The sequence below is a fragment of the Paenibacillus sp. FSL P4-0184 genome, assembly GCF_038004625.1.
Taxonomy (GTDB): domain Bacteria; phylum Bacillota; class Bacilli; order Paenibacillales; family Paenibacillaceae; genus Paenibacillus_AQ.
On the sequence record NZ_JBBORN010000001.1, the window covers coordinates 3,945,266 to 3,971,741 of the forward strand.

The following is a 26,476-nucleotide window of genomic DNA, read 5'->3' on the forward strand; positions in this document are numbered from 1 at the left end:
AAAAAAGGTGTTCTCAGGTCTTATCGACTTGAGAGCACCTTTTTACTTATTTTTTCACTTCTGTAACACCCGTTACTTTTCCTTGATCCGAGGTATCGAAGGTGGATTGATACTTAGCATCTGCGAAGTAAACATTCCCTTCAACCGTTGCATTTACTAAACTGAAGCCATCTGCTTCGACGTATACATCACCAATAAATGTGCCGCCTTGAATACGGGCGTTTTTACTTTTGATCGTAAGTTTTGGTGCAGTTAGTTTATAGGAGTTAGTAATATTGTGCTCTGCATCTTGTGTGTAGAGAGCGATTTTTCGAGCAGGTTCATCTTTATTCGTGAATTGTCCGTCCAGCACGAGATCCTCGGTGAAGGTTAAGTCTTTCAGCGTAGCAGCAATCCAAGTACCGTCCGCACTGATTGCCTTTTTAAAGGCCTCTTCATTATCCACTACCGACGCTGAGGTTACAGCATCAGTGGTGTTATTAGTGTTGCCAGCGTTATTGGTGTTACCAGGTGTAGTGGTGGCGGTAGGGGTAACATTGGCATTGTTATTGGTTGAGTTTCCGCATCCGACCAACAGCACAATTGCAAATACTGCGGCTACGCTTGCTATCTTTCTCATCTGTATAACCTCCCTGAGTAATTGTACTGATATCCTTCGAGCTTAATATAGACTGATTAGATAGTATTAATGTGGTGTAAGCACAAACGCTTACCGTCCTTGAGGTACGCTGAAGGCGTTTCTGCTTGTGGACACAATAATATTTACCGATCATTCTACAAATGGTAATATAGGCCTGGACATCTCTGGCGTATAGTATGACCTGGAAAATATGAATTATTCGAAGAAATTCACGAAAAATAACATTCTTCTTTTGATGAAGAAGCATTTGGATTACAATAAGTTAAGGTGAAAAAAGGAGCTGTACCAATGGCTAAACAGAAATATTATGTAGTATGGGAAGGCAAGCAGCCGGGAGTCTATAGCACTTGGGCGGAATGCCAGGCGCAGACCGATCACTATACCGGAGCCAAATATAAATCGTATGAATCTAAAGCGGCGGCAGATGCGGCATACACAGCGGGCTGGAAAGGTAATTGGGGAACAGGGTCATCAGCATCCGGTGCGGCTAAGTCTAAGGGGACAAGTTCTTTTAAACGAAGCGCTGCAGTGGAGACCTCAGCGGAAATCGATTACAACAGCATTTCTGTGGATGTAGGAACTCGTGGCAATCCGGGTCCAGTCGAATATAAGGGTGTGGATACGCAAACCGGAGATATTATCTTCTCTTGTGGGCCGATCAAGAAGGGCACTAATAATTTAGGTGAGTTTTTAGCGATTGTGCATGCCTTGGCGCTCCTGAAGAAAGAGGGAAGTAATAAGACAGTCTACAGCGACTCTGTGAATGCAATGAAGTGGGTAAAGCAGAAGAAAGTAGCGACAACCTTGCCACGCGATGCTTCAACAGAGGAAATATGGGTACTTATTGATCGGGCAGAGCATTGGTTGCAAACCAATACATATGACAATAAAGTGCTTAAGTGGCAGACTAAAGAGTGGGGCGAAATTAAAGCAGATTATGGTCGGAAATAGTTGCAGTAAGGTTCTGGGTTTCGGCTAGAGGAGGAGAATTGGGGATGTTCGGCAACGATTGGGATGAGATATTACAAGATGAAATGCAAAAGCCCTATTTTCTGGAGCTGATGGCTAGTCTGGAAAGTGAATATAAGGAACATACAGTCTATCCGCCAAAAGAATTACTGTTCACGGCGTTAAAGCATACACCTTATAGTGAGACAAGGGTTGTTATTTTGGGACAGGACCCATACCATGGAGCGGGACAAGCACATGGTTTAAGCTTCTCGGTAAATCCGGGGGTGCGTATACCGCCTTCACTGCGTAATATTTATACGGAGCTATCGGAGGATATCGGTGTACCAATTCCAAATCACGGATCCTTACTGCGATGGGCAGAACAGGGAGTGCTTATGCTCAACTCGGTACTAACGGTACGTGAGGGAGAGCCGAATTCTCATAAAGGTCTAGGCTGGGAGTCATTCACAGACACCATAATGAAGAAGTTAAATGAAAGAACTACGCCGATGGTGTTTATTTTATGGGGAAGTCATTCACAGAAAAAAGGTGCCTTCATAGACCAAAGTCGTCATGAGGTTATTCAGTCTCCACATCCGAGTCCGCTCTCGTCGTATCGTGGATTCTTTGGTAGCCGTCCTTTTTCGAAGGTCAATCAGTTTTTGGAGTCGAAGGGAATGAAAGGAATCGATTGGTTCATTTCGGACATATAACTAATGGGATGTTGGGAAGGGGGAGGGAGCAATGAAGCATTGGGTTGGTAAACCGGTTATCATGTACTGCGGGGACGAACCTTACACGATCATGAAAGGCATTCTTCGCAAATGGGATCTTTCCGCTTCTGTAGCGGTCATCGGTCATCAGGAAATTGCCGTGCCATTTCGGGATATTGTGGTCATCAAAGCTTTGGCTCCTAGAGAAAGAGCACTGCCTCCAGTCTTGCATTCTGTGGGTTATGTGATGAGGGAACGGCAGCAATTTGATAATGCAGTATATTTTAAATCGGCTGTAAGTGTTTGGAAAGAAGATCGGCTGATTGCTCTGAATACGACCATCATTTCGCATACCAAAGGTTCAGTTACACTTCAGGATGGACAGAACCTTATGAAAGGCAATCACATATTTGTAGTTCGTTCTTTGCGAGGTTAAATTCAGTAATCCAATAATGAAGCACGAAAAGGTACATCTCTAATTGGAGAAGTACCTTTTTTTATTTATGAAACCTCATTCAGTTCGTAAGTGCTATAGATTCTCATGCTTGAGAGGCTCAGTCTCTTCCTCTCGATCTGCAACAATAATCTCATACACTCGTAAAAAAATAATTTTGGCAATCATATAGACGGGCAGCGCAATAAGCACACCAATAATACCGTAGAAATCCCCACCTATAAGAACAAGAAGGACCGTGGTCAGTGGATGCACATCTAATGATTTGCCGTAAATGATCGGTGAGAGTACATTATCTTGGATTTGCTGTGCAATGAATATGACGACCAGCGACCATATTGCCATCGTGGGTGATTCAATGAATCCAACAATAACTACGGGTACTCCCGCAAGGAAAGAACCCACATAAGGAATGAAATTGAGCGGTACTGAAATTACTGCGAGCAGCAGTGAATAAGGCAATCCGATGATAAGGAAACCGATATACAACATAATACCGAGTACGACGTTTAGCACCACACGTGTGACGATGAAACTGCTCAGTGCGCTGTCGATATCCCCGAACATTTCTTTGCCTTCTTTACGGTACTTTCTAGGGATTAAGCCCTGTAGTTTTGGTGACAGCTTATAGTCATCTTTTAGCATGTAATACAAAATGATGGGCAAGGTAGCGATTAGAATAACAATGCTGGAAACTACGCCGATCAAATTGGACATCGAATTGGTCACCCAAGTAATAGCCTCGCTAAGATATTCTGATATACGGGCAGCTATGTCGGAGTCCCCCTGGAAAAAGCGTGAGAGTGTCGGATTATCCCTTAATGCATTGAACTGATCCTGTAATCCCTGAACAAGGTAAGGTGTGTTATCAATAAAGTTCTGAATTTGTTCTTGCAGTGTCGGCCAGACTAGAACCCAGAAGAGAATAAACAATCCGGCAAACAAGAAATAAATGAGCAGGATGGAGAACGCCCGGTTTAATTTTCTTTTCTCAAGAACTCTTACTAACGGTCGTAACAAGTAGTACATGAAACCTGATAGTACCATGGGAACGAGTAATAATCTGATAATGGCAGCCAGTGGTGCGAATAGAAACATTACTTTGGAGCCCAAGTACAAAATAAGTAAAAAAGCGATAATAGCAAGACTTGTCCGAAAATACTTCTGTTGTTGCAATAGGAACATCCCCCAAGTTCAAAATATAATCTATGTAGTTTAATAACCCTAATTCACATGACTTGATTCAAAAGAATGGATTACTCTCCTATAGGTAGTTCTTGGCATATCCGTGGAGGATGACCCTATGACTGAGGCTACGCCAAGTAAGTTGTTCACAACACATAACCATAACATCATCATATAAATCGCTCGGGGGCTTTGTGGATCATCTTAACTTCCGTCTAGAAGGTTTCTTCGTGGAAAGGGTGAATATTTCTGGTACTTTAACCTCGCCTCCGGTTTCCTTCGTAACTTGTCTTGCCTTGACGAGAGATAAAAAAGCAAAAAATTCCCCTAAAGTGGCCAGTGCGGCAGCAATGATTTCATAATCTTCAGCACTTAATTCTGCTGCTTCCTCACTATTACCGTTCCCGTTGTTATTTCCATTACTATTTCCGTTACTCTTAGCATTGCTGTTACTCCCCATTTTTTTGTTATTTCTTCCGTTGGCCATTTCTGATCACCCGCTTTTTCCTATATGTAGTATTAATATGTTTTAAACATCAGTGAGGAGATAGGCAATTGGTATGTAATTTTCTTATGGGCTTGTTTCACCTTGAGCAAAGCATGAAATCATTCCATTTTTTACATTTTGCCGGAGTATCATTTTTAATGTTAAAGCGCTTTACAGATGATGAAAACGCTGTTAAAATCATAAACGAGCACAAATGATCAATAACAGTCATATATAATCAAATAATGGTCATGGATTTCCAAAGATAAGCGCATTTAATAAATGGGATAGCACTGTAACTTAAAGGAGCGAACCACGATGTTGTTTGAGGAAGAGAGAAAACAAAGAATCGTGCTTTTTGTGGAAAAGAATTCAAGAGCTTCGGTACAGGAGCTAAGTCAGGAACTGGGCGTGTCTGAGTCTACTGTGCGCCGTGACCTGAAAGAGCTTGAAGAAGCCAAGTTGCTGAAACGAACGCACGGCGGGGCAGTATCCCTGCAGAGTGTTAACTATGAGGCGACTTATCCAGATAAGGAAGATCGATTATTGGATGAGAAGCAGAGGATAGCACGCAAGGCCGTAGAGATGATTCAGGAAGGCGATGCTATTCTGCTGGATGCTGGAACCACAACGCTACAGATTGCCAAAGAGCTGAGGGCTTTTTCTAATATCAAAGTCATTACGAATTCGATTATGGCGCTTAATGAACTGCGGGATTGTCGCAATATAGAAGTCTCGATTACAGGCGGAATGTTAAGGCCGGATACATTGGCTTTTGTAGGACCGATGACAGAGCGCTCTTTAGAGATGGTAAGAGTTGATAAAACCTTTCTTGCAACCAACGGATTAGACTTACGAGAAGGAATCACTACACCTAATATGCTTGAAGCAGCGACCAAACGTAAGATGATCTCGGTTGCGAAGCAAGTAATTCTTCTGGCTGATCATAGCAAGCTCGGTCAAGTATCCTTCTGTAAGGTTGCCGACGTGACGGAAATGGATCACTGCATTATTGATTCTGGTGCGTCTGAAAAGTTCATCCGTGAGATTACGCAAATGGGCGTAGATTTCTCGCTGGTATGACCTTAGGTGGAGGATGTTCTACGGTTAGAAAATGTCTTAATTTGAGTGGTATGGAATCATTGTAAGATCGTTTGGAGAAATTACATTTGCCGCATGTTTAGCCGGTAATCTATGGCTTAGAAAACCAAAATAATTGAGGGATAATTATGATCTATACAGTAACGCTTAATCCTTCCATCGATTACATCGTGGAAGTTGAAGATTTGAGACTTGGTGGCTTGAACCGGATGAAACGTGATTTGAAGCTTCCTGGAGGTAAAGGGATCAACGTATCACGCGTGTTAAATCAGCTTGAGGTTCAGAATAAAGCTATAGGCTTCCTTGGTGGATTCACTGGACGATATATTGAGGAATGGTTGCGGAAAGAGTCGATTTCAAGTGATTTCGTATTTGTTTCTGATGATACCCGAATTAATATCAAGCTTAAGCATGGAGAGGAAACGGAGATTAATGGTGCAGGGCCTATCATCCGAGATACGGAGGCAGAGGCATTATTACAGAAGATGGCTGTTCTGAATACAGGCGATGTTGTGATATTGTCCGGAAGTGTTCCTCCTTCACTGGGTGCTGATTTCTATGACAAGTTGATATCTGTATGCAAGCAAAGAGGGGCCGAATTTGTCATTGATACTACAGGTTCAGCGCTGAAAAAGGCACTCCCTCATCAGCCGTTGCTCGTTAAGCCTAATCATCATGAGCTTGCAGAGCTATTCGGCGTTACGATACAGACTAAGGAAGAAATTATTACTTATGGTCGCAAGCTGCTCGAAGCTGGCGCGAAGCATGTGTTAGTTTCAATGGCTGGTGAAGGTGCCTTGTTCATTACGGAACAGGGGGTATACCACGCCAATGCTCCAAAAGGAGCAGTAAAGAATTCTGTAGGCGCAGGCGATTCTATGATCGCTGGATTCGTTGGCACATTTTCTTTGACTGGAGATTTAATGGAAGCTTTCCGTGCAGGTGTTGCCTCAGGTAGCGCAACAGCTTTCTCTGATGACCTGGCCGATAGAGCATTCATTGAGCAGCTGAGACCGCTGATCAACATCTCAGAAGTGTAAGCTAACAGCATTCAAAGTACTCAAGGGAGTTGGAAGATGTGAGAATTACGGATTTGATGATAAAAGATACAATGATTATGGATTTAAAAGCAACCACTAAAGAAGGTGCAATTGATGAATTGATTGCCAGTCTTGCCGCAAGTGGTCGTATCAATGATCCTGTTCTATTTAAAGAGATGATCCTGAAGCGTGAAGAGCAGTCCAGTACTGGGATTGGTGGCGGTATTGCAATGCCACATGCCAAGACTAAAGCGGTGAATGAAGCGACAGTTGTGTTTGCCAAGAGTGCGACGGGCGTCGAATTCGAATCACTTGATGATGAGCCGGCTCGGATCTTCTTTATGATTGCCGCCCCAGAAGGAGCGGGCAACATGCATCTTCGTACATTGGCCTCGCTGTCCAGACTGTTGATCGATAGCGAATTCATTGAACAGCTGATGAATACCCGAACTCCAGATGAGGTATCCGCCTTGTTCGATGCGAAGCAGGCGGAAGGAGAAGCCAAGGAGAAAGAGAGCGAAGCTGCTGAAGCTGTCAAGAAGTCAGAACCTGAAAAGCTAATCGTCGGCAACCCGGATTCCCAAGCATTCGTCGTAGCTGTTACTGCTTGTCCTACTGGAATTGCGCATACCTTTATGGCTGAAGATGCGCTCAAGAAGAAGGCTCTGGAAATGGGAGTTAATATCCGTGTAGAGACAAATGGTTCAGAAGGTGCCAAAAATGTCTTAACACCCGACGAGATTCGGCGTGCAAGTGGTGTAATTGTGGCAGCCGATAAACAAGTGGAAATGGCCCGTTTTGATGGTAAGCCAGTACTGCAAAGACCGGTTAGTGACGGTATTCGCAAATCGGAAGAGCTCATTCGCAAAGCAATGAACGGCGATGCACCGATTTACCATAATGAAGGTCGTAGTGGTAATGAGGGAGAGTCGAAAGAGAAATCCGGCAGTATCGGCAGTAAAATATACAAGGACTTGATGAACGGTATCTCTCACATGCTGCCGTTTGTAGTCGGCGGTGGTATTCTGCTGGCGATCTCCTTCCTGATTGAACAAGTCGGTGGAGAGAATCACCCTCTATTCCAGCTGCTGCAGACGATTGGTGGCGGTGATGGTGCCTTCCATTTCCTAATTCCGGTTCTTGCTGGATTTATTGCGATTAGTATTGGTGACCGTCCAGCCCTGATGCCAGGTATGGTTGGCGGTTACATGGCCTTGAATTCCAACGCTGGATTCCTCGGCGGTCTGGCTGCAGGTTTCTTGGCTGGTTATGTTGTTATCGGTCTGCGCAAACTGTTTGCAGGTCTGCCAAAAACGCTCGACGGATTAAAGCCGATTCTGTTATATCCGGTATTTGGTCTATTGATAACCGGTGGATTGATGTATTACCTGTTCGATCCGATCTTTAGTTGGATGAACGTAGGACTTATTAATTGGCTTAACGATCTTGGAACCGTTAATGCAGTCATTCTGGGTCTCGTTCTCGGTGGAATGATGGCTATTGATATGGGAGGTCCTTTCAATAAAGCGGCCTACACTTTTGCCATCGGGGTATTCACTACCAGTGGAAATACTAACGGATTCATGATGGCGGCTGTAATGGCAGGCGGTATGGTTCCTCCACTTGCAATAGCGCTTGCTACTACCTTCTTTAAGAACAAATTTACAGAATCAGAACGTAAGTCAGGGTTAACAAACTATGTATTGGGCTTATCGTTCATTACAGAAGGGGCGATTCCATTCGCTGCTGCCGATCCACTGCGTGTCCTGACTTCTTGTATCCTAGGTTCAGCCGTAGCAGGTGGACTCACTCAGTTTTGGAATATCAACGTTCCAGCACCGCATGGTGGGATCTTTGTAGCCGCGCTTTCGAGTCATGCGTTGTTGTTCCTATTGGCCGTTCTGATCGGATCTGTTATTTCCGGATTAATGCTCGGATTATGGAAGAAACCTCTTGAGGCAAAGTAATAAAATAAATAATTTGAACTGCTGGGTGCCAGACGCTTCTTCTGGTGCTCGGCAGTTTTTCGCAGAAACGATCATCGTCCCTAAGAGGAAGCCGAAGGCGTTTCTTCAAACTTTGACCACGCATGCCCCTCTACCCTTGCGAGAATAATCTCCTTCATTGAGGTTTATTTTTGTATAATTGAAAATATATATAACAAGAGGGCAAAGGAGCGAGCGAGATGATACTGCACAAGGGGGAGGTCTTGTTCCGTCAAGGGGACAGCTGCGAATTCTTATATAAGGTGAAAAATGGGCTGTTCAAGGTAACAAGGCTTCATGAAAATGGGAACATGGTGTTATTCAACATCTTGTATCCTGGTGAGATGGTTCCCCATCATTCACTCATTTCGCCAAAGGAGGCGCATGGAACAGCGGTTGCGATGATGAAGAGCGAGGTGGAGGCAGTTCCTTCAGCGGAATGGTATCAACAGGTACGGGATGAGCCAGGTCGAGCGATGGAAATCGCCATCCTTCTTCAGGAGAAGGTACGGTTTATGCAGACTCGGCTAGATCACCTTACTGTTGGAACACCCGCAGAACGTATGGAGCTCTTAACCCGTTGGTTCAATGACTACTCTCATGGCGCAGCGCTAACAGAGCTTTTGACACAGGAAGAAATTGGACAATTGATCGGTGTGAGACGCGAAACAGTCAATCGTTTGTTGCGTACCGTGGAGTGATTCCTGCCTATTTTTATAGCGAAGTGTTTAGAGTGGGGGATCTCCGTGGTATAATGTATTTAGAACTTATTAAATTACAGAAAGGATCAGGATACCATGTGTCCCCGAAGGACGATTCCCCAAAGGACGATTTGGAAACGTTATGATCTGTCTTATACTTAGCTTCCCTGTAGAAGGTGCGTGAACCGTTGTTACTCGACGAACCGCCTCTGCGAGGGGAAGGAGTATATATATGCGAAGGAGCAATACCTCCGGTTTTACCCGTCGTAGAGGTTGGTGGGACGTTTAGCCGCCATATACGATAAGGGGAGACCTGTATGAGGAACCACAATTACGGAGTGAATGTACTGCTCCGGTTGACAGTCATTTTGTTTGGAACATTTTTGCTTGCATTTGCTTATTATCACATCAATTTTCAGAACCATTTGTCTGAGGGCGGATTCGTAGGATTATCGCTACTCGGCAAATATGTATTAGGAATTTCACCTTCAATTTCAACTCTGCTTCTAGACGTTCCAGTACTCTTGATTGCATGGATGTTCAAAGGGAAAGCGTTCGTGTGCAACACCTTTGTTTCTGTAGGAGCTTTTACAATCTTTTACGGACTCATGGAACGTTATTCCGGTTTGGTCATCAACTTGCAGAGCAACTTGGCATTAGCAGCTCTTTTGTCTGGCGTACTGACAGGTTTAGGCGCGGGAATTATTCTGCGAAGCGGCGGCGCAAGTGGTGGAGACGATATTTTGTCGCTGCTGATCAGTGAATGGAAGGGAATTAAAGTAGGTACAGTATTCATCATGTTGGACGTAGTCGTTCTGGCATTATCACTCTTTTATATGCCTGTTAGAGAAACGATGTATACGGTGATGGCGGTAGTTGTAGCTGGTTATGTGATCACCTTTACAACCTCTTTAGGTAAACCAAAGTTAGTGAAGGCGCCAAAGATTCAGTCTACGCTGCGTAAGCCACATGATGGTACGGTAATATGAATAAGACTGTATAAACAGCTTATTTCGGGGATATACTATATTTAAGGTCAGCCAGAATTTCTGGTTGACTTTTTTTGTTGTATAAGTGACGTGATTTAAAGGGTTGAAGATCTCAGGGGCGTTGCTTGGACGTTTCGCTCATAACAAAAGGTGGCGTACAGTGAAAATCATGTACGCCACCTTTTAGTTAATTTAAGACTCTCTTGTGCTCGTCTTTGAATCGTGTAGAGACATTTGCGACCAGCTTGCCCTTTTATTTAGCCCACGGCATTCGTGATAGCTTCGCATTCGTCCGAGCAATGACCACTGTGCTGTGCTTCACAGTCCTCACAGCAAATATGCTGAAGGTGGCAAGCATCGTTGGCGCAGTTGATGAATTGGTCAGCTGGATGACCGCAGTGATGGCAACGACCAACAATGATATCCTCGTCGGTATGATTAATCTGTACGGAGATCCGCTCATCGAAGACATAACATTTTCCATCAAACAGTTGGCCCTGTACCTCAGGGTCTTTACCATAAGTCACAATGCCGCCATCCAGCTGGTACACCTGCTGGAAGCCTTCCTTCATCATAAACCCGCTTAATTTCTCGCAGCGGATTCCGCCTGTACAGTAGGTTAGGATTGGTTTATCTTTTAGCTCGCTCATATTCTCGCGAATCCAGTCCGGGAATTCTTTGAAGCTGTCTACTTCAGGGCGGATGGAACCACGGAAATGACCAAGATCGAATTCGTAGCCGGTACGACCATCCAGAATTACCACATCATCGCGCTGCATCATTTCATAGAAATCTTTAGGCGCCAGATGCTCTCCGGTGATCACGTTAGGGTCCAGTTCATCCTCGACCCGGAACGTAACGAGTTCCTTTTTATAACGAACGAAGATCTTTTTGAAGGCATGACCATCAGCCTCATCGATCTTGAAGACGATATCGCTAAACAGCGGATTTGCGCGCAAATCCTTCATGTATTGCTCGGTTTGGGCAATCGTACCGGACAGTGTCCCGTTAATGCCCTCATCTGAGATGAGAATTCGTCCCTTTACGTCAAGCTCTTTGCAGTAAGCCAAATGCTCCTGAGCGAATTGTTCTGCATCCGGCACTTTTACAAATTTATAGTATAGCAGAATTGCATATTCCGATTGTGGTTTCATTCTTTTCACCTTTATCATTAGAATTAGACTACTAAATAAACGTTTAAGTATAAAAAGTATTGTAACATATTATCAAGACTTGAAAAAGATACTCTTGAATCGGTAATGGTTAAAACTTGGATATTAGTAAGAAAAACAACGCAAGGAATATGTCTGAATCATCTACCTATGGGGATTAGTCTGCGAATTGGCGGCGCGAGTGGAGGAGACGGTATTTTGTCGCTGCTGATCAGTGGATGTAGGAGTCAAAGTAGGTACTGTATTCATCCTGTTGGATGTAGTCGTTTTGTCGGCTGGGATAACCTGCATTTTTCAGGGATACTACGATTAAGGTCAGCCAGAATTTTGGTTGACTTTTTTGCTGGATATAGGCGAATAACATGGATAGTTATGATTGGCGAAACCGTGAATCACAACTTGCGTATTAATTTTCATTCGAAGAGTCACATGGTGACTTTAATAATAAGGAGGAACTGCGGGATGAGTGCTCACGAGATTGATTATGTCATTATGGGCGAGGAAATTCAGTGTGTGGAGGTGCAGCTTGACCCCGGAGAGAGTGTAATTGCCGAAGCTGGAAGCTTCATGATGATGGATCAGGAAATTACGATGGAGACGATCTTTGGTGATGGTAGTGGGGGGACGCGCGGAAGCGGACTGATGGGTAAGCTGATGGGTGCGGGCAAGCGTCTGTTGACAGGGGAAAGCTTGTTCATGACCGTATTCACACACAGCGGTTCTTATGGACGAAAAAGTGTCACCTTTGCTGCTCCATATCCAGGAAAAATCATCCCGCTCGATCTTCAGCAATACGCTGGAAAAGTGATCTGTCAAAAGGATTCATTCCTCTGTGCGGCGAAGGGCGTCTCGATCGGTATTGAATTTCAGCGCAAGCTGGGCACCGGCTTTTTTGGTGGAGAAGGCTTTATTATGCAAAAGCTGGAGGGCGACGGTCTTGCATTCGTACACTCTGGTGGCTACGTTATGGAACGCACACTGCAGCCGGGAGAGACGCTCAAGCTGGACACTGGCTGTCTTGTCGCTATGACATCTTCCGTGGATTATAATATTGAGTTTGTAAAAGGTGTCAAAACCGCGCTATTCGGCGGAGAGGGCCTGTTCTTCGCCACACTGCGCGGACCCGGCAAGGTGTGGGTGCAGTCACTGCCATTCAGCCGTATGGCTGACCGCATTCTGTCCGCAGCCGGTAACAGTGGACGCAAAGAAGAAGGCAGCGTACTTGGGGGACTCGGCAATCTGCTGGATGGCAGATAGGTTTGGGCGAGGTTGATGGGTAGAACATTCGAGGCACAGAATAAGCGGTTTTAGCGAGTGGCTTATTAGGGGGAGACAAGGGCAGAAATACCCTTGTCTTGTGCGTGTTGGCCCGAATAGCGCGAAAGAGGGGCAAAAATGCCCTTGATTTGCACGGATTGAGCGGGTCCAGCCAAAAGAACGGTATAAATCCCGTAGAAATAGCCGGATCCAGTTCTAATTGCTTCAGCAAGACATTGGTTACTTATGTTCGATGTGATATCACCATTCGACGTTTGAATTATCGACTCTGTGATGTCCACCGCTACTGTATTTGCAACTAACTATATAGTGAGACCCGTGAATGATTATGCTCATTCACGGGTCTTTTTTAGAGGTTGGGCTTGGGATAGTTTAATTCATAACCATCAAATACCTACCTCGCGTTAGGCATGACGATTTGCCTCACGTTACGCTTGGCGACCTGCCTAGCTTTACGCTGATGATCTATCATACAATCTCCCTAACAATTTGACTAACCCTGTCCGCGATGTATATATTATTTGGCAAAGCCCTTATAAGAGGTTGTTCAAAAAGTCCGCTTTTGATCACGAAGTATTTCAAGAAGATTATTCGACATCGAATATTGAATTCAGGCGAAACTTCCGGTGCTCACGTAGCTTCCACTACGCTCCGCTCCTCAGTTTCTACCTTCATCCAATCTTCTCGGTGCTGAAAACCGTACTTTTTGAACACGTACTATAATGTTAAGGCTGTGACCGGAGGCATGATATGTTCAAAATATTTATTATAGAAGATGACCGTGGACTGGTGGCTCTGCTGCAGGATTATTTACATAAGTTTGGATATGAAACACAGGCTGTGAATGATTTCGAGCGTGTTCGCACTCAGTTTGAGACGTTCGCTCCGCACTTGGTTCTTTTAGATGTTAATTTGCCAAAATACGATGGGTATTACTGGTGCCGCCAGATTCGTGGGATTTCCACCTGCCCTATCCTTTTTATATCTGCCCGCGATGGCAAAATGGATCAGGTGATGGCGTTGGAGAACGGAGCCGACGATTATATTACGAAGCCCTTTGATTACGAAATTGCGATGGCCAAAATCAAAAGCCAGCTGCGACGCGCCTACGGTACCTATGCGGGAAGCAACAATGAGCGTACCCTAACCGTTGCCGGAATGGCACTGGATGTGGAGCGACTAGTCCTTACTCGAGGAGAAGCCAAGGTGGATTTAAGTCACACGGAAGCCAAGATACTAGATGAGCTGATGCAAAAGTCTGGAACTATCGTTACCCGCGACAGACTGCTCGAAAAAATCTGGGATGATCAAGCCTTTGTGGATGAGAATACGCTTAATGTCTATGTCACCCGTGTACGTAAAAAGCTTGCCTCTCTTGAGATTACGGACGGTCTACAAACCGTTCGAGGTCAAGGCTACCGCTTGATTCCGAATTGGGGGGATGAGGATTGAAGCTATTTTTAAGGGAGCAGATCCCTTTAATTGTTGTCTATCTAGCACAGCTCATCTTGATCACACTAGTATATCGGCTGGATGGGGGCAGTGGTGTGAGTGTTAGTCTGTACGCTGCTCTTCTCAGTACTTGTCTGCTGCTTGGCTACCTCGCTTATCGGTATATCAGCAATCGTACGTTCTATGAAAGACTGGAGACTGTACCCACCTCTCTAGATGAAGCTGGCGGTCCATTACAGGATTCTCCGCTTGCCGTGAGTTTACGAGGACTACTAGGGTCACAATTCCGCCTCTACAAAAATGATTTACACAGCTACCGCCACAAGCTGGAAGAACATATTCACTTTATTAATCAGTGGGTGCATGGGATGAAGACGCCATTGTCTGTCATCCATTTGATGATTCAAGATAAAGACGGACCGCCTTTTACGGCGATAGGTGATGAACTAGACCGTCTGAAAAAAGGACTGGACACTGTACTTTACACGGCTCGGTTAGATACTTTTGAGCATGATTTTTACGTGGAACGTTTGGATTTGGAAACCCTCGTACGTAGCGTGACCTCAGAGCAGAAGCGTCTGTTCATACGTAACCGTATATTTCCTACTATTAAAATAGATGAACGAATCTCTGTAACCACAGATGAGAAATGGCTAAGTTTTGTTCTTACGCAGATAATTACGAATGCAATACGTTATACGACGGAAGTCGGCAAACATGTATATTTTCATGGGTACATACAAGAAGAAAAGAGAGCAGTACTGGAGATACGAGATGAAGGAGTTGGCATCCCAGCAGGTGATCTGCCGCGTGTGTTTGATCCTTATTTTACAGGTGTGAATGGACGAACCTTTCAAGAATCCACGGGGATGGGTCTATATCTTGTGAAACAGATCTGCGGAAAACTTGGTCACGAGGTGAGCATTTGCTCAGAAGAAGGTAAGGGCACGACCGTGCGGATAGTGTTTAGAGAGTCCTACCTTACAAAAATGTAAGGTCATTGTAAGTTAGAGAAATGGCAGCCTGTGTATACACTTTGTATAATGAAGGCAATCCAGTCGAAAGAAGGAGAGGTAACACTTGCCCATTCTAGATGTTCATAATTTATCAAAAATATATGAGGGTAAAGTGTCCACTCAGGCATTGAATCATATTCGTTTTTCTGTTGAAAAAGGGGAGTTTGTTGGCATTATGGGACCTTCGGGGAGTGGAAAAACAACACTGCTCAACACGATCGCCACCATCGACCAGCCGACCTCCGGTCAGATTCTGATCAACGGTCGAGATCCCAATCTGCTTAGCAGAAAAGAAAAGGCACTCTTTCGCCGCCATGAGCTTGGTTTCGTCTTTCAGCATTTCAATCTGCTGGATACGCTCACTGTAGAGGAGAACATTGTGCTGCCTCTCACGCTTGCTGGTGTCCGTGTTACGGAAATGGAGAGCAGATTGAAAGAAGTAGCAAGTATGCTGGACATTGAGCATTTGCTGCAAAAAAGGACATACGAGATTTCAGGTGGACAGATGCAGCGGACCGCCATCGCCCGGGCGATGATTCATCGTCCTTCATTGATTTTAGCAGATGAGCCTACAGGGAATCTGGATTCCAAAGCTTCAGGTGAAGTCATGAATATGCTGACAGAGGTGAATCAGGAAGAAGGGGCAACCGTGCTGATGGTCACACATGACGCAGTGGCTGCGAGCTTTTGTAACCGAGTCATCTTTATTAAAGACGGACGTTTCTATAGTGAAATGTACAGGGGGAGCAGCAGAGGCGCCTTCTTCCAAAGTATCATTGATATGTTGTCTCTGCTTGGGGGAACTAGCCATGACCTTTCGGCAATTCGCTTATAGGAATGTTACACGTAACAAGCGTAAATATGCGGCTTATTTTGTCGTCAGTGCTTTTTCAGTGATGATCTTTTTTGTGTGCGCATTGTTTATTTACCATCCGGATATTTCTAAGAGCTTGGTTTATAGTACAGCTGCTCATACAATGATGGCGGCAGAAGCCATTATTTATGTGTTTTGCTCCTTGTTCGTTCTTGTATCGGTCGGATCATTCCTGCAGTCACGTAAGATGGAGTTTGGGATTTTATTGATGCATGGAATGACGAAGCGACAGCTGAACATGATGGTATTTTTGGAAAATATGATGATCGGCACCTCTGCCATCCTGACAGGTACTTTACTAGGGTTAATTCTGGGCAAGTTGTTTTTGATGATCGGATCTACTTTTCTAGGGATACCTCTTTTAACGTTTCATCTTCCATGGCAGGCGCTTGTACTAACGATATGTAGCTTTGCGCTGTTATTTATTCTAATCTCGCTAAGCACGTTCTTCTTTATTGGGAATGAATCACTGATGCGGCTGTTTCAGGGAGAACGAAAAGCAGAAGAGGAACCTAAAGTTTCCTTGGTGTTATCTATACTGTCTGCTTTATTGCTGTTAACGGGCTATTTTATGGCGGCTACAGCACAAGCGGCTTCGGTTGAAAAGGTGATGTTCCCGGTCGTTATAATTACGGTTGCGGGTACCTATCTCTTTTATACTCAGCTCAGTATTTACACTGTTAAACTACTTAAGGCGATCCGGCGCCTGTATTGGAACCACACGAATATCATTACTTTATCGGGCTTGTCTTACCGCTGGAAAGAGAATGCCCGAATGTTTTTTATGGTGACGATTGTATCCGCAGTCTCTTTTACTTCAGTGGGAGTATTCGCATCGATCCATACGCTTTCCAGAGAGTTGAAATTGGACTATCCCGCAGCAGTTGGTTATGTAGCCAAAGGCAATCAATTGCAGGATCCTTTTGATCAGCATTTGGACGAAATTAAGGAAGAGCTTACAACGCTCGGTTTACCCTATGAGACACTTAGTATTCCGATTAAATACGCAGAGGTGGAATCTCAGACCGGGCCAGATCGCACGTTAAGGCTTCCCTTGATTGCTTACAGTGATTATAAGCTTGCTCTGCTTCGTGCAGGGTTTACGACGGATGAGCAGCCTCTAAGTGGAGATGAAGGACTGGTGATGATCGGTTCGCAACGAGACCGGAGTCTGCAAGCGGGTAGAGTAAAGCCGGTATATACCTTGAAGCAAGGTCTTTCCATTCGAGAAATGGGTTATACCCAGCATGTTCCGATTGCCGAATATCTATTGCCGGAGCTGGATGGAAGGGATGGGGGAGATTTCAGTGGTGTTGTGATTAGCGATGAGCTTTACAAGGCTATTCATCCCGTACAGACCGATTTGTATACAGGATTTTACATGGATGACTTCCCGCGAACAGTAGGTATAGCGGCGGATCTTGCTCATAAAGGGAAACGGTCCTATGAAAGTAACTCGCCATACGCGATTGTTGTTAGCGGCACGCTGTTTGAAATACAGAGAACATTGTACAACACGATGCTATTCGCTTCTTTACTGGTGGGTACTGTCTTTTTCATTGCAGCAGGCAGCTTCCTTTACTTCCGGCTCTATACAGATCTAGATCATGATCGTCATCAATATTCTACATTGTCCAAAATGGGACTTACAGATCAAGAGCTAAACCGAATTGTAACGATACAATTGTCGTTGTTGTTTTTTGTTCCGGTTGGGGTAGCCATTTTGCATAGTGTGTTTGCCTTTATTGCGCTTCAGCGGTTGTTTTACTTATCTATTGCTGTGGAGACCGGGGCGGTGTTATTGGGATATTTGGCTGTCCAGGGACTTTACTTCTTTTTTATTCGCAGCCGTTATTTACGCAACTTGAAGAAGAACTTGATCTGAATAATGGGGGTTACGAAATGCAAGCATGGATTACAGATTTTATGGAGCAGTTTGGTTACTTTGGTATTTTCCTGATGCTCGCTTTTGAAAATATATTTCCACCGATTCCTTCCGAAGTGATCCTTCCTTTTGGCGGATTCATGACAACCACAACGAATTTGACCATTCCTGGTGTAATTATTGCTGCTACGCTTGGCTCACTGCTGGGTGCAGTGATTCTCTATTATATCGGTCGTTTGTTGGATGTAAATCGCTTGGAAAAGATCGTTGAACGCTGGGGCGGCCTACTCCGGATTAGCAAAAAGGACATCCACAAGGCTGACGCTTGGTTTGACAAATATGGCTATTGGACCGTACTATTTTGTCGGATGGTTCCACTAGTGCGTAGTTTGATTTCGATCCCTGCAGGGATGTCGGGCATGAAATTTGGAGTGTTTATGATCTTCACAACGATTGGTACGCTGGGATGGAATCTATTGCTGGTGCTTATTGGTGCGGCATTGGGTGAGTCCTGGGAAGACATCGCCATGTATATGGATATGTACTCCAACGTAGTGTACGTGCTTCTTGCAGGTGGAGTAGTGATCCTTGGGTATTTGTTCTTCCGCAAGCGCAGCCGGAAAATGAACACCGAAGGTTGAGCCGAGAAGGACTTATAGATAAAAGTTATGATTAAAAGGAGGAGAACAAATGGAGCTATTAACGATTATTAAAGCTATTATTTTGGGAATTGTTGAAGGATTGACTGAATTTGCTCCGGTATCCTCCACAGGTCATATGATTATTGTTGATGATATGTGGTTAAAATCGACAGAGTTATTTGGGCAATATACGGCCAATACGTTCAAAGTGGTTATACAGCTGGGGTCAATATTAGCAGTTGTAGTTATTTTTAGAAATCGGTTCATTGAATTGCTGGGCTTAAAGCGTTTCAGCCGCAAGCAGTTGGATCCTGTAACCGAGCAACAACCACAGCTTGAAAAAGGGGGCCACCTGAAGCTTACACAGGTGCTTGTAGGTTTAGTGCCAGCAGGCGTGCTGGGGGTTCTGTTTAATGATTATATTGACGAGCATTTATTCTCTACATCCACCGTGTTAATCGGTCTAGTAGTCGGTGCTGTATTAATGATTATTGCGGATCTATTCGGACCAAAGAAGATTCAAACGGAGAGTGTCGATCAGATTACATATAAGCAGGCGCTAGGTGTTGGTCTGGTCCAGTGCTTCTCCTTGTGGCCGGGATTTTCTCGTTCCGGGTCGACGATTTCTGGTGGTGTTCTTCTGGGTATGAGTCATCGCGCTGCTGCTGATTTCACATTTATTATGGCTGTTCCAATCATGGCAGGCGCCAGTTTACTCTCACTGATGAAGAACTGGCAATATTTCACCATCGATGCCCTGCCGTTCTTCATTGCAGGTTTTATCAGTGCCTTTGTATTTGCACTATTATCGATGCGTTTCTTCTTGAAATTGATCAACCGGATTAAGCTTTTACCATTTGCTATATATCGCATAGTACTTGCTGCAGTAGTATATTTCGTGTTTTTCTAAATCCGTTATAAGGAATCGATATAACAAAAGCCCCCGTAATCTATTGCAGATGACGGGGGCTTTCACGTATGATGACATCAGATTTAAGACACTCACTTTATCCTTATAATTCTCGCATAAACGCTTACCGTCCTTAAAAGGACGCTGAAGGCGTTTTAGCAATTAAATTATAAGAAAGTAAAAGTTTCACGAAATACTTTCTTATAATTCTCGCATAAACGCTTACCGTCCTTAAAAGGACGCTGAAGGCGTTTTAGCAATTAAATTATAAGAAAGTAAAAGTTTCACGAAATACTTTCTTATAATTCTCGCATAAACGCTTACCGTCCTTAAAAGGACGCTGAAGGCGTTTTAGCAATTAAATTATAAGAAAGTAAAAGTTTCACGAAATACTTTCTTATAATTCTCGCATAAACGCTTACCGTCCTTAAAAGGACGCCAAAGGCGTTTTAGCTTGACAATATCGGAGACAGGTGCTTGCCGGAAATTAGTAATTCGGTAGGCTTAATAGGGAAATTCGGTTTGAAGCCGATGCGGTCCCGCCACTGTAACGGAAGAGTCCATAGCAACATATGTCACTGGCAATTTACTACTGCTGGGAAGACTGCTAAGGATGTTGACACCGCTAGCCAGGAGACCTGCCTGTTTCAACAGCACTGCTACACCTACGGAGGATAGGAAGGTGTTAGACGTTAACCATAGGTATATTATGGGCGTCTTTCCCTTTGACTTTTTTAGGGAAGGGCGCTCTTTTTTATAGGAATGCAAGTGATATCGAGTCCAAAATAAGAAGATGGAGAAGGGGAGCTGCAAAGTGACGAACAAAGTAAAAGTAAGCAATCTTGGCTATCCAAGAATCGGGAAAAACCGCGAGTGGAAGAAAACGTTGGAAGCCTTCTGGGCGGGAAAAATAAATGAGGAAGAGTTCCGTTCTGAAATGACAGGAATTCAGCTTCAGCATTTGAAGACTCAGCAGGAGGCAGGAATTGATTTAATTCCGGTAAATGATTTTACGTTCTACGATCATGTGCTAGATACAGCTGTAATGTTCGGGATCGTACCTCCACGTTATGCGTATGATGGTGGCGACATTGGGCTTGATCTTTATTTTGCGATGGCTAGAGGAAATGCTGAGGCTACCGCTTGCGAGATGACTAAATGGTTCAATACGAACTATCATTACATCGTTCCAGAGATCGGTGCACAAACGCCGCGTCTGACCGAGAATAAACCACTGGCAGCTTATCGTTTTGCCAAGTCCCAAGCGGGAATTGAGGGTAAACCTGTGGTTTTAGGCCTTTATACATTCCTTAAGTTGTCAAAAGGTTTTGCATCTGCGGATATTGCGAAGATTGCTGCTCGGTTTCTTCCGGTTTACGTTCAGCTGTTGCAGGAACTGAAGCAAGAAGGAGTAAGCTGGGTACAAATTGATGAGCCAGCGATTGTTACAGGAATTAATGAATCAGAATTATCATTACTTAACTCGATTTACACAGAAATTGCTGAATCCGTGCCTGGATTAAATATTATTCTGCAGACTTACTTTGAAGCTGCTGAACCGCTGGAGGCACTGTTCAAGCTTCCGGTACAAGGTTTAGGTCTCGATTTTGTCCATGATGGCGGGACGAACCTGGCATCGATTGAACGTCTTGGCTGGCCTGAGGATAAGTGGCTGGGAGCGGGTATTATTGACGGACGCAACATCTGGCGCTCGGATCTGGATGCTAAGCTGCAGCTAATCGAGAAGCTGAGTGTACATGTACCGCTTGATCGTCTTATTCTACAGCCTTCTTGCAGTTTGCTGCATGTTCCGGTTACTGTTCAGGGTGAGGTGAAGCTGAAGGCCACCGTTAAGGCTGCTTTAGCTTTTGCTGATGAGAAGCTTAGAGAGCTTGGCCTGCTTGCTGCAGCCTTAGAGGGGACAGCAGAAGCTGCTGCCGCGTTGACAGCCAGTCGCGAAGCCCTTACAGCCTTCCGTGCACTTCCTGAACGCGGTCGTAAGGATGTGGCTGAGCAAGTTTTCGGACTTACAGATTTACCAGACCAACGTAGCCTACCTTTTGCTGAGCGCCTGAAGGTGCAGCAGGAGAAGTGGCAGTTGCCACTTCTGCCAACGACAACAATCGGAAGCTTTCCACAGACCGTAGAAGTGCGCCAGGCAAGGTTGAAATGGCGTAAAGGTGTATGGAATCAAGAGCGTTACGACGGGTTCGTTCGTGAGCAGATTGCAGATGCAATCACTTTCCAAGAAAAGCTGGGTCTGGATGTACTCGTGCACGGTGAGTTCGAAAGAACCGATATGGTGGAGTTTTTCGGGGAGAAGTTGGATGGTTACTTATTTACTAGTAATGGCTGGGTTCAATCCTACGGATCACGCTGCGTTAAGCCGCCAGTTATTTATGCGGATATAGCTTTTATCCAGCCTATGACTGTAAAAGAAAGCGTCTATGCTCAGTCGTTAACTTCCCTTCCTGTTAAAGGTATGTTGACTGGTCCTGTTACAATTCTCAATTGGTCTTTCGTACGTGATGATCTTAGTCGGGAAGCAGTAGCGAATCAAATTGCCTTAGCGCTCCGTCATGAAGTTAAAGCTTTGGAGGATGCAGGCATAGAGATGATTCAAGTAGATGAACCGGCTATCCGTGAAGGACTTCCTTTGAAGGCTGAAGATCATGAGGCATACTTGAATTGGGCGGTGAAGTCGTTCCGTATCGCGACGAATCATGTGAAGGCTACGACACAAATTCATACCCACATGTGCTATAGCGAATTTAATGACATGATAGACTCCATTTCAGCGATGGATGCGGATGTTATCTCTATTGAGACTTCACGTAGCCATGGGGAACTGATCGTTAGCTTTGAGGAGCAGGAGTATGATAAAGGAATTGGTCTTGGTGTATATGATATCCATAGTCCACGGGTTCCTGCAGTAGAAGAGATGACAGCTAATATTGATCGTGCACTGCGGGTGCTTGATCCTGAACAATTCTGGATTAATCCGGATTGCGGTCTTAAGACACGTGGCTGGCAGGAGACGGAAGATGCACTTCGTAACATGGTAAAGGCTGCCGCTATTGCAAGAGAAAATGCAGGAGTTAGTGCTTCCAAATAACATAAGAGGTATACAATAAATCATAGCCGGGGAATTTCTCCCTGGCTTTTTATTTCAGCCACTTGATAATAATTCTCATTCTTGATAGAATGAGAAAAGAAAAGAAGGAACCGTGGAGGGTCCCTTCAAATCATCACCTTATTTGCTTTCGAAAGTCTTGCAATCTGTTTCTTCTGCACGTGTAGGTTCTTGGGAACTGTGGAAAGCTACAAAGATAGAATCAGCACTGCATTTGTTCTCTTCTGCCCAGTGGGTGCAGGAGTTAACTTCGCAAATTACGTCTTTTGCCATGAGGGTTCACCTCCCCTTTTGTAATAGACAGCATTATTAAAAAACTTCTCTGTTCAACAAGGTGGAGCTTGTCCGAACAGAACCGTGTTCTGCCCTCATTCATTATGAATAGAGGGTTTTTGGTATTTTTTTACGTGGTTAGACGTGGTAATTGTACCAAATAAAGTGCGTGTAAGCAAATGGGTTATTCGAATGGATATGTTGTCCCATATGTCACTAGAAGTGGTTTGACTAGAAGAATCTCTCAGCCTGTATACAACAGTGCTTCTGTATAATAGCTTAAACTAAAAGAGTTGCAGAAATGCTACTCTTTTTTATTTAGAGAACATAATTCATAAGAAACTGTACGCAATTCCATTTTTCAGTGCAACCTTCCAAGTTTTGGAACGTCTTAGTAAAGAGTGACGGAAGAGATCTGCTTAGAACAAGACATTCCGTAACGATATTATGATCCGTGCAAGCGGTATCTATTACATTTTTGGAGGAATGAGAATGCGTAAATGGGGTCTGCATTACTTATGTTTATTAATTCTTGCGGTAGTCTTGGCGGGTTGTGGCTCAGCGGATAGGAATTCAGCGGCAGATAGTTCGGCGAAAGAAAATGGTAGTACGAGTAACGACGCAGCAGTAGAGGTACAGTCGCAGAGCTCGATGGCCTCAACAGCGAATCAAAGCACTTCGGCAGCTCCTGAGGTAGAAGCAACTGGCAGCGAGAACTTGGCTGTAAAGGGCTCCACATCAGAAAATACAGTTCAAGCAAGTGCAGGATTTACTGGTAGTGATGTAGTAGCGGGCTTGAACAAGAAGCTGATCTATAAAGCGAATCTTAACATGGAAGTAGAAGACTATGGAAAAGCACAGACTGAAATACGTAATTTAGTAACCATGGCCAATGGATATATTATTGAGTTTAATGAAAATATGTCGCAGTACGAGCAAGGTGGAACGTTTATCCTTAAGGTGCCTGCCTCCGGATTCTCACCTTTTCTGAATAAATTAGAACAAGTAAAACACGAATCTCTACAGCGCAGCATTCAAGGTCAGGATGTCTCTGAAGAGTATGTTGATCTGGAGTCACGTTTGAAGGCAAAGCAGCTAATGGAAGCACAATATACAGAGTTTATGAAAAAAGCAACGAAATCCACTGATCTGGTCGCCTTCGCGAACGAGCTTGGTTCGATTCAAGAGAGCATTGAACAGATTAAAGGTAGAATGCGTTATATCAATCAGAATGTATCCTTTTCTACAGTAGAATTGAGAGTGTATCAGACGGATGAAAGCATTGCTGTCAAAGAGAAGAAGGAGCAAGGGCCATTACTGGAACGTGCTTCAGATGCTTTAAATGGAAGCTTAAATGCACTATCTGTGATGTTTCAGTGGATTGTCGTTATCCTTGCAGGAGCGTTACCGATACTTATCGGGGCTGCCATTATTTTAGCTATTGTATTAGTTTCCCGTAAAAATATCCGCGAGCGTCGGGAGCAGCAGACTGAGAGAATTCGTCAGCGAAATAAGGAGCTAAACAGAGAGCAAGCCTTCCCTGCGGCAACAGAGCCTAAGGAGGCAGTTTCAGAGGATGATTCGAAGGCTAATAAGGACTCAGAGGACTCAAAGAAAGAATAGCCCTACAAGCATAAACGCCCTCGGCGTCTTTATAAAGTCGGTAAGCGTTTAAGTGAGAAATATAAGAATAATGTATTACGTGAAACTTATACTTTCTTATATATTAAGTGAAAAAAACGGTTGTCATCCTAAAAGGACGACAACCGTTTTTTTTTATGTGCTGAGGATTGATGTTTAGGCAGGCTGGAAGAGTATGCGATACTCCCCGTATCCTTCCTTCTCCAAATCCTCCTTCGGTACAAATCGTAGCGCCGCCGAATTTATGCAGTAGCGTAAACCGTTTTCTCCGGGACCATCGTCAAAGACATGGCCTAGATGGGAATCCGCTACTTTGCTGCGCACTTCAGTGCGGACCATCAAATGACTGAGATCCGTCTTTTCTTTCACAGCGTAGTCCCGGATGGGACGAGTAAAGCTTGGCCAGCCGCAACCGGAATCGTATTTATCCTGCGAGCTGAATAACGGTTCGCCAGATACGATGTCTACATAAATACCATCTCCATGGTGATCCCAAAAATCATTCCGGAAAGGAGATTCTGTTGCACTGTTCTGAGTGACTTCATATTGAAGAGGGGTTAAACGTTCTTTCAAACTTTGTTTGTCCTCTTTATGTGTCCAGTGGGTTTCGATAAAATCCTCTCGGCCAGAACCTTTGCGATAACGTTTGTAGTGGCCTGGATTCTTATGATGGTAGCCTTGATGATATTCTTCGGCAGGATAGAAGGTGGTTGCCGGGAGAATCGGGGTTACAATCGGACTAGAGAACCGACCGCTTGCTTGCAGAGCTGCCTTGGAAGCTTCTGCTTGTTCTTTTTGTTCCTCCGAATGGGTAAAGATTGCAGTTCCGTAAGAAGTCCCGCGATCATGGAATTGTCCACCTGCGTCGGTAGGGTCAATTTGCTGCCAGAACAGCTCAAGTAACTTGCTATAAGGGAAAATATCTGGGTTGAACGTAATTTGTACAGCTTCAACATGTCCTGTCGTTTCAGAACAAACCTCTTCATAGGTTGGGTTCACTGTATGACCGCCGGTATAGCCAGAGACGACACTAATGATACCTGGCAATTCTTCGAACGGCGAGACCATGCACCAGAAGCATCCACCTGCAAAGGTTGCTCTTTCCGTCTTGGTATTTATATGGTTAGTCTGATGTTCACTCATTGATATCCCTCCATTCACATAATGCAATTAAATAGATCACAATTTAATTATAAAGCAAATACTAACTGCCTGCCAGTTTGTAACCGATAAGTTCTTTCGCTATCGGCTGTTCTTCGCTTCTTGAGAGCGCGGACGCAAGCTCAGTCCAGCGATAATTAGCACAGCGGCATAGGCGATGATGGCAATAACCGCACTTACAGGGTCCTGAAACAGATGATCCCCAAGGAAAGCGTATAGTGCAATCCCCGGTATTTTTCCTATGCCGGAAGCTGCAATATAACTCCAAAAAGGCAGACCGGCAGCTCCAGCGTAGATGTTAACCGCTGTTTGGGGAATGATTGGCATGAGTCGTGCTAGGACAATCGAAGCGAAAGGTCGCCGTTCAATGGCTACTGTGAACTTTTCGAGTGCGGGAATGGAGGCTAAATAAGCTCTCGCTTGGCTTTGAAACAAGTACTTCACAATACCAAAAAGGATTGCGGCAGCCAAATTAGTAGCTAACCAGCAAATCAAGGCTCCCGCTAAACCTCCGTATGCATAACCGAAGAATCCGATGACAGCTTTATAAGGGACAACTGGAAACAGGGCCAGTAAAGTTGCAACCCCTATAGAACTGAAAAGATTATGATCCTCTTTCATCCAGCTTAGGATGTCATATCTGTAGATAAACGCAAGGATTGTACCCGAAACATAAAGAACAATTGAGAACCATTTCTTCATAGATAATATGCCCCTTCTTCCACTCATTCATCTCATCATACGGGATATGAAGTAAATATTGAAGTAAAGATCAATTGTCAGAGAATGAGAAG

The 26,476-nt window shown here is 44.4% G+C and carries 24 protein-coding genes, 1 pseudogene and 1 riboswitch; of the genes and pseudogenes, 18 read left to right on the forward strand and 7 right to left on the reverse strand.

What is annotated here, in order from left to right; genetic code table 11:
* Positions 1-46: 46 nt before the first annotated feature.
* Positions 47-619 (reverse strand): hypothetical protein, encoded by a 573-nt coding sequence (locus MKY52_RS17210; RefSeq protein ID WP_042190616.1) that lies wholly within the window; start codon positions 617-619, stop codon positions 47-49.
* A 309-nt stretch (positions 620-928) separates the two neighbouring features.
* On the opposite strand from MKY52_RS17210, the gene rnhA reads away from it, so the two are divergent.
* Genes rnhA through MKY52_RS17225 form a run of 3 tightly spaced genes read left to right on the forward strand, consistent with a single transcriptional unit; the run spans position 929 to position 2,740 of the window.
* Positions 929-1,591: a ribonuclease H gene (rnhA, locus tag MKY52_RS17215; RefSeq protein WP_341052496.1), complete on the forward strand. Its 663-nt coding sequence runs from the start codon at positions 929-931 to the stop codon at positions 1,589-1,591.
* A gap of 44 nt (positions 1,592-1,635) precedes the next feature.
* Positions 1,636-2,304, forward strand: a complete 669-nt coding sequence (locus MKY52_RS17220; RefSeq protein ID WP_341052497.1) for a uracil-DNA glycosylase — start codon at positions 1,636-1,638, stop codon at positions 2,302-2,304.
* Between the two features lie 31 nt (positions 2,305-2,335).
* Positions 2,336-2,740 (forward strand): hypothetical protein, encoded by a 405-nt coding sequence (locus MKY52_RS17225; protein WP_042190609.1) that lies wholly within the window; start codon positions 2,336-2,338, stop codon positions 2,738-2,740.
* A 93-nt stretch (positions 2,741-2,833) separates the two neighbouring features.
* Here the strand turns inward: MKY52_RS17225 and MKY52_RS17230 are convergent, their stop codons facing one another.
* On the reverse strand, positions 2,834-3,943 hold the full coding sequence (locus MKY52_RS17230) for an AI-2E family transporter (RefSeq protein WP_341052498.1): 1,110 nt from the start codon (positions 3,941-3,943) through the stop codon (positions 2,834-2,836).
* Positions 3,944-4,142: 199 nt separating this feature from the next.
* Entirely contained in the window at positions 4,143-4,430 is a 288-nt protein-coding gene (locus MKY52_RS17235) for a hypothetical protein (RefSeq protein WP_149646708.1), read from the reverse strand.
* Positions 4,431-4,739: 309 nt separating this feature from the next.
* On the opposite strand from MKY52_RS17235, the pseudogene MKY52_RS17240 reads away from it, so the two are divergent.
* The 6 genes and pseudogenes from MKY52_RS17240 to MKY52_RS17265 all read left to right on the forward strand — a co-directional run.
* Positions 4,740-4,922 (forward strand): annotated as a pseudogene (locus MKY52_RS17240) (DeoR family transcriptional regulator); the annotation flags it as partial.
* Between the two features lie 3 nt (positions 4,923-4,925).
* Positions 4,926-5,513: a DeoR/GlpR family DNA-binding transcription regulator gene (locus tag MKY52_RS17245; protein WP_341053449.1), complete on the forward strand. Its 588-nt coding sequence runs from the start codon at positions 4,926-4,928 to the stop codon at positions 5,511-5,513.
* Positions 5,514-5,659: 146 nt separating this feature from the next.
* Entirely contained in the window at positions 5,660-6,571 is a 912-nt protein-coding gene (gene pfkB / locus MKY52_RS17250; protein ID WP_341052500.1) for a 1-phosphofructokinase, read from the forward strand.
* 38 nt (positions 6,572-6,609) lie between these two features.
* Positions 6,610-8,538: a PTS fructose transporter subunit IIABC gene (locus tag MKY52_RS17255; RefSeq protein WP_042190597.1), complete on the forward strand. Its 1,929-nt coding sequence runs from the start codon at positions 6,610-6,612 to the stop codon at positions 8,536-8,538.
* 218 nt (positions 8,539-8,756) lie between these two features.
* Positions 8,757-9,257 carry a Crp/Fnr family transcriptional regulator gene (locus MKY52_RS17260; protein ID WP_042190595.1) on the forward strand — a complete coding sequence of 167 codons (501 nt, stop codon included), beginning with the start codon at positions 8,757-8,759 and terminating at the stop codon, positions 9,255-9,257.
* Positions 9,258-9,574: 317 nt separating this feature from the next.
* Positions 9,575-10,246 carry a YitT family protein gene (locus MKY52_RS17265; protein ID WP_076284668.1) on the forward strand — a complete coding sequence of 224 codons (672 nt, stop codon included), beginning with the start codon at positions 9,575-9,577 and terminating at the stop codon, positions 10,244-10,246.
* A 257-nt stretch (positions 10,247-10,503) separates the two neighbouring features.
* On the opposite strand, the gene trhO is transcribed toward MKY52_RS17265, so the two are convergent.
* Positions 10,504-11,400, reverse strand: coding sequence for an oxygen-dependent tRNA uridine(34) hydroxylase TrhO (gene trhO, locus MKY52_RS17270; RefSeq protein WP_341052503.1), 897 nt, complete (start codon positions 11,398-11,400; stop codon positions 10,504-10,506).
* Positions 11,401-11,880: 480 nt separating this feature from the next.
* On the opposite strand from trhO, the gene MKY52_RS17275 reads away from it, so the two are divergent.
* The 8 genes from MKY52_RS17275 (at position 11,881) to metE (ending at position 22,589) form a co-directional block, all read left to right on the forward strand.
* Complete coding sequence (locus MKY52_RS17275) at positions 11,881-12,675, forward strand: TIGR00266 family protein (RefSeq protein ID WP_042190589.1); 795 nt, start codon at positions 11,881-11,883, stop codon at positions 12,673-12,675.
* A gap of 771 nt (positions 12,676-13,446) precedes the next feature.
* On the forward strand, positions 13,447-14,148 hold the full coding sequence (locus MKY52_RS17280) for a response regulator transcription factor (RefSeq protein ID WP_341052505.1): 702 nt from the start codon (positions 13,447-13,449) through the stop codon (positions 14,146-14,148).
* A complete protein-coding gene (locus tag MKY52_RS17285) occupies positions 14,145-15,143 on the forward strand; it encodes a sensor histidine kinase (RefSeq protein ID WP_341052507.1) in 999 nt (332 codons plus the stop codon). The genes MKY52_RS17280 and MKY52_RS17285 overlap by 4 nt, the downstream gene beginning before the upstream one ends.
* A gap of 85 nt (positions 15,144-15,228) precedes the next feature.
* Positions 15,229-15,999: an ABC transporter ATP-binding protein gene (locus tag MKY52_RS17290; protein ID WP_076300832.1), complete on the forward strand. Its 771-nt coding sequence runs from the start codon at positions 15,229-15,231 to the stop codon at positions 15,997-15,999.
* On the forward strand, positions 15,974-17,923 hold the full coding sequence (locus MKY52_RS17295; RefSeq protein ID WP_341052509.1) for an ABC transporter permease: 1,950 nt from the start codon (positions 15,974-15,976) through the stop codon (positions 17,921-17,923). The genes MKY52_RS17290 and MKY52_RS17295 overlap by 26 nt, the downstream gene beginning before the upstream one ends.
* 17 nt (positions 17,924-17,940) lie before the next feature.
* Positions 17,941-18,564, forward strand: a complete 624-nt coding sequence (locus MKY52_RS17300) for a DedA family protein (protein ID WP_042190577.1) — start codon at positions 17,941-17,943, stop codon at positions 18,562-18,564.
* 49 nt (positions 18,565-18,613) lie between these two features.
* Positions 18,614-19,474 (forward strand): undecaprenyl-diphosphate phosphatase, encoded by an 861-nt coding sequence (locus MKY52_RS17305; protein WP_042190575.1) that lies wholly within the window; start codon positions 18,614-18,616, stop codon positions 19,472-19,474.
* 454 nt (positions 19,475-19,928) lie between these two features.
* A riboswitch (cobalamin riboswitch) is annotated at positions 19,929-20,134 on the forward strand.
* Between the two features lie 133 nt (positions 20,135-20,267).
* Entirely contained in the window at positions 20,268-22,589 is a 2,322-nt protein-coding gene (gene metE / locus MKY52_RS17310) for a 5-methyltetrahydropteroyltriglutamate--homocysteine S-methyltransferase (protein ID WP_445670997.1), read from the forward strand.
* A 138-nt stretch (positions 22,590-22,727) separates the two neighbouring features.
* Here the strand turns inward: metE and MKY52_RS17315 are convergent, their stop codons facing one another.
* On the reverse strand, positions 22,728-22,880 hold the full coding sequence (locus tag MKY52_RS17315; RefSeq protein ID WP_076120659.1) for a DUF1540 domain-containing protein: 153 nt from the start codon (positions 22,878-22,880) through the stop codon (positions 22,728-22,730).
* 492 nt (positions 22,881-23,372) lie between these two features.
* Between MKY52_RS17315 and MKY52_RS17320 the strand changes: the two genes are divergently transcribed.
* On the forward strand, positions 23,373-24,503 hold the full coding sequence (locus MKY52_RS17320) for a DUF4349 domain-containing protein (RefSeq protein WP_341052515.1): 1,131 nt from the start codon (positions 23,373-23,375) through the stop codon (positions 24,501-24,503).
* A 174-nt stretch (positions 24,504-24,677) separates the two neighbouring features.
* Here MKY52_RS17320 and msrA read toward each other — a convergent pair whose 3' ends face one another.
* Both msrA and MKY52_RS17330 read right to left on the reverse strand, forming a co-directional pair.
* Positions 24,678-25,664, reverse strand: coding sequence for a peptide-methionine (S)-S-oxide reductase MsrA (gene msrA / locus MKY52_RS17325; RefSeq protein ID WP_341052519.1), 987 nt, complete (start codon positions 25,662-25,664; stop codon positions 24,678-24,680).
* A 99-nt stretch (positions 25,665-25,763) separates the two neighbouring features.
* Positions 25,764-26,384, reverse strand: a complete 621-nt coding sequence (locus MKY52_RS17330) for a TVP38/TMEM64 family protein (RefSeq protein ID WP_341052520.1) — start codon at positions 26,382-26,384, stop codon at positions 25,764-25,766.
* Positions 26,385-26,476 lie beyond the last annotated feature (92 nt).

What these genes read in the sequence shown, in the direction of transcription:
- MKY52_RS17210 (WP_042190616.1), bottom strand. Translation starts at nt 619, where the DNA reads ATGAGAAAGATAGCAAGCGTAGCCGCAGTATTTGCAATTGTGCTGTTG.
- rnhA (WP_341052496.1), top strand. Translation starts at nt 929, where the DNA reads ATGGCTAAACAGAAATATTATGTAGTATGGGAAGGCAAGCAGCCGGGA.
- MKY52_RS17220 (WP_341052497.1), top strand. Translation starts at nt 1,636, where the DNA reads ATGTTCGGCAACGATTGGGATGAGATATTACAAGATGAAATGCAAAAG.
- MKY52_RS17225 (WP_042190609.1), top strand. Translation starts at nt 2,336, where the DNA reads ATGAAGCATTGGGTTGGTAAACCGGTTATCATGTACTGCGGGGACGAA.
- MKY52_RS17230 (WP_341052498.1), bottom strand. Translation starts at nt 3,943, where the DNA reads ATGTTCCTATTGCAACAACAGAAGTATTTTCGGACAAGTCTTGCTATT.
- MKY52_RS17235 (WP_149646708.1), bottom strand. Translation starts at nt 4,430, where the DNA reads ATGGCCAACGGAAGAAATAACAAAAAAATGGGGAGTAACAGCAATGCT.
- pfkB (WP_341052500.1), top strand. Translation starts at nt 5,660, where the DNA reads ATGATCTATACAGTAACGCTTAATCCTTCCATCGATTACATCGTGGAA.
- MKY52_RS17260 (WP_042190595.1), top strand. Translation starts at nt 8,757, where the DNA reads ATGATACTGCACAAGGGGGAGGTCTTGTTCCGTCAAGGGGACAGCTGC.
- MKY52_RS17265 (WP_076284668.1), top strand. Translation starts at nt 9,575, where the DNA reads ATGAGGAACCACAATTACGGAGTGAATGTACTGCTCCGGTTGACAGTC.
- trhO (WP_341052503.1), bottom strand. Translation starts at nt 11,400, where the DNA reads ATGAAACCACAATCGGAATATGCAATTCTGCTATACTATAAATTTGTA.
- MKY52_RS17275 (WP_042190589.1), top strand. Translation starts at nt 11,881, where the DNA reads ATGAGTGCTCACGAGATTGATTATGTCATTATGGGCGAGGAAATTCAG.
- MKY52_RS17280 (WP_341052505.1), top strand. Translation starts at nt 13,447, where the DNA reads ATGTTCAAAATATTTATTATAGAAGATGACCGTGGACTGGTGGCTCTG.
- MKY52_RS17295 (WP_341052509.1), top strand. Translation starts at nt 15,974, where the DNA reads ATGACCTTTCGGCAATTCGCTTATAGGAATGTTACACGTAACAAGCGT.
- MKY52_RS17300 (WP_042190577.1), top strand. Translation starts at nt 17,941, where the DNA reads ATGCAAGCATGGATTACAGATTTTATGGAGCAGTTTGGTTACTTTGGT.
- MKY52_RS17305 (WP_042190575.1), top strand. Translation starts at nt 18,614, where the DNA reads ATGGAGCTATTAACGATTATTAAAGCTATTATTTTGGGAATTGTTGAA.
- metE (WP_445670997.1), top strand. Translation starts at nt 20,268, where the DNA reads ATGGAGAAGGGGAGCTGCAAAGTGACGAACAAAGTAAAAGTAAGCAAT.
- MKY52_RS17315 (WP_076120659.1), bottom strand. Translation starts at nt 22,880, where the DNA reads ATGGCAAAAGACGTAATTTGCGAAGTTAACTCCTGCACCCACTGGGCA.
- MKY52_RS17320 (WP_341052515.1), top strand. Translation starts at nt 23,373, where the DNA reads ATGCGTAAATGGGGTCTGCATTACTTATGTTTATTAATTCTTGCGGTA.
- msrA (WP_341052519.1), bottom strand. Translation starts at nt 25,664, where the DNA reads ATGAGTGAACATCAGACTAACCATATAAATACCAAGACGGAAAGAGCA.
- MKY52_RS17330 (WP_341052520.1), bottom strand. Translation starts at nt 26,384, where the DNA reads ATGAAGAAATGGTTCTCAATTGTTCTTTATGTTTCGGGTACAATCCTT.